Origin of the sequence: Massilia rubra, assembly GCF_011682065.1 — a bacterium.
In the GTDB taxonomy this organism is placed as follows: Bacteria; Pseudomonadota; Gammaproteobacteria; order Burkholderiales; family Burkholderiaceae_D; genus Telluria_A; species Telluria_A rubra.
Genome location: NZ_VUYU01000079.1, coordinates 1 through 888, shown reverse-complemented (window position 1 = coordinate 888; position 888 = coordinate 1). Strand labels below are relative to the sequence as shown.

General features: G+C 48.4%; 2 tRNA genes and 2 rRNA genes. All 4 read left to right on the top strand.

Going from position 1 to position 888, the window contains the following annotated elements:
- Window positions 1-115 (top strand): 16S ribosomal RNA (locus F0185_RS34075); the annotation flags it as partial.
- A 90-nt stretch (window positions 116-205) separates the two neighbouring features.
- Window positions 206-282, top strand: a tRNA-Ile gene (locus tag F0185_RS34070).
- A 21-nt stretch (window positions 283-303) separates the two neighbouring features.
- Window positions 304-379 (top strand) — tRNA-Ala (locus F0185_RS34065).
- Window positions 380-622: 243 nt separating this feature from the next.
- Window positions 623-888: ribosomal RNA gene (locus tag F0185_RS34060) — 23S ribosomal RNA — on the top strand; the annotation flags it as partial.

The following is an 888-nucleotide window of genomic DNA, read 5'->3' as shown; positions in this document are numbered from 1 at the left end:
ACCAGAAGTAGGTAGCTTAACCGCAAGGGGGGCGCTTACCACGGTAGGATTCGTGACTGGGGTGAAGTCGTAACAAGGTAGCCGTATCGGAAGGTGCGGCTGGATCACCTCCTTTCTAGAGTTGCACCGGCTATAGAGCCAATTTATTAAGCGTCCACTCTTATCGACTGTTGAATTTAGAAGAAACAGTAGCAGTGTCCAAGTCGGGGCTGTAGCTCAGCTGGTTAGAGCACCGTGTTGATAACGCGGGGGTCGTTGGTTCGAGTCCAACCAGCCCTACCAGTATGTCTTTAGATATACCTTGGGGGATTAGCTCAGCTGGGAGAGCACCTGCTTTGCAAGCAGGGGGTCGTCGGTTCGATCCCGTCATCCTCCACCACTCTACTTAACTCTTGAAAGTACAAACGTAAATCAGCGCAACGGCGCCTGGGTTTAGGTTTGATCTTTCAGGGATTAAAAGCTGTTTCGTTCTTTAACAATCTGGAAGAAGTAAAGTTTTAATCGAATCGTCGACAGACGGTTCGATGGGTAGTGATTGTATGTATCAAAACAAAGCAACAACGCTGTACTTTCTTATCTCTGTAACGCTCTTTGATCTTCGGATCAGAGGCTAACGTTATAGGGACAAGCGAATAAGTGCACATGGTGGATGCCTTGGCGATTACAGGCGACGAAGGACGTAGTAGCTTGCGATAAGCTGCGGGGAGCTAGCAAACAAGCTTTGATCCGCAGATTTCCGAATGGGGAAACCCGGCCTTTACAGGTCATTGCATACTGAATACATAGGTATGCAAAGCGAACGCGGCGAACTGAAACATCTAAGTAGCTGCAGGAAAATAAATCAACCGAGATTCCCAAAGTAGTGGCGAGCGAAATGGGATGAGCCTG